The following is a 1,624-nucleotide window of genomic DNA, read 5'->3' on the forward strand; positions in this document are numbered from 1 at the left end:
CTAGCTTGAAAAATAGCTTAGGGCGGAGGTAGGCAGCAAGATATGTTGCTGTGGTTGGAAAAATTCGCTTGACAGCAAGTAATTAACATCACGAGTAGTTGAGGTGAATTATGAAGCAGTGGCAATCTCAGTTAGATTAACTTGATAACCGAGTTTCTCTAACTGTGTAATCAAACGCTTCTTCTTCAGGTGTGGTTTTTCATGGCGCTCAAAGTAATCAGCACCGAGTTCGGAGTAAGGAGTTTGACGTGATATCAGATGGTACGCAATCACTAAAATTGAATGGGCTACAGCAACTGCTGCCCTTTTAGCGCCTCGACGAGCAGACAAACGGCGAAACTGGGCAGCCAAGTAGGTTTTGGTTCTAGAAGCAGCCCATGCAGCTTGTACAAGGATAGTTTTTAAACTGCGATTACCTTGACGGCTAAAAGAGGACAATCTTTTACCCGCACTCTCACAATTACCAGGAGCTAATCCTGCCCATGCAGCCAAATGAGCCGCGCTATTAAAGCGACTCATATCAGTACCGATTTCGCAAACAATAACTTCCGCAGCTTTGCGGGCAACACCCGGTATGGTGTCGAGTAGTTCAACTGTTTGCTCAAAAGGGTGGCAATATTCCTCGATTTGGGAATCGAATTGTTGAATTACCTCGTCAAGACTTTCAACTTGGGAAAGTAATTGAGCCAGAATAAAGCAATGATGAGGTTGAACTCGACCAATCAAAGCTTGGGTTAATTGCTCTTGTTTTTTCCGCAATTGACCACAAGCTAATTGTGCCATCTGTTCTGGATTTTTATCCCCTGCAATAATTGCTTTGAGCATTGCACGTCCAGACACACCCATAATATCTGTGGCAACAGATGCAAGTTTAATATTAGCTGCTTCCAATACTTTTTGGATTCGGTTTACTAAATTTGAACGTTCCCGCACAAAATTCTGGCGATGGCGAATCAAATCCCGTAGATCCCGTTGTGGTTTAGGTGGAATAAAACTTGGACGTAGCAACCCATGCTGTAATAGTTCGGCTAGCCATTGGGAGTCTTTAACATCTGTTTTCCGCCCTGGAACGTTTTTCACGTGACGAGCGTTAACTAACATCACTTCCACGCTAGTTTCTAATATGTTGAACACTGGTCGCCAATATTCTCCCGTACTTTCCATTGCCACATGGGTACAACCGAAACTCAGCAACCAATCAAGCATATTTAAAAGACTATTGGTATGAGTTTCAAATGTCCGAATTTCTCGCTTGATTCCTCCTTTTTCCTTGGGGATGATTACACAAGCAGTTACTGTTTTTTTATGTACATCAAGTCCAGCACAATGAGTGTAAACTACTTCCATAACTCACCTCATATCCAAAGAAAGAAAACTTATTTTTTGGTTTTAAGATGGCACTCCAAAGATACTCAAATTGCTAAAATTCTAGCTTGCGTGCTTTCCGCGTCTGATTCTACACGGTTGCAACATTTGGTTGTGCTTGAATGAGTATCGGGACTAGACTGACTTTCAGGCTAATGTTGCACTACTGAACCACAACCTCGATTTGGAGTACCATTTGGGAAAATATCATACTTTCATGCTTGGTTGTGGGTTTTTCCCATGATTGACTGACTTGAAA

Annotated in this window: 1 protein-coding gene; it reads right to left on the bottom strand. The window is 42.3% G+C overall.

What is annotated here, in order from left to right; genetic code table 11:
• Window positions 1-108: 108 nt before the first annotated feature.
• The gene (locus tag ACM0OY_RS40325) at window positions 109-1,347 is read right to left on the bottom strand and encodes an IS110 family transposase (protein ID WP_414574287.1); all 1,239 of its coding nucleotides are present in this window, start codon (window positions 1,345-1,347) and stop codon (window positions 109-111) included.
• Between the last annotated feature and the right edge of the window lie 277 nt (window positions 1,348-1,624).

The sequence above is a fragment of the Nostoc sp. CCY 9925 genome, assembly GCF_963920935.1.
In the GTDB taxonomy this organism is placed as follows: domain Bacteria; phylum Cyanobacteriota; class Cyanobacteriia; order Cyanobacteriales; family Nostocaceae; genus Nostoc.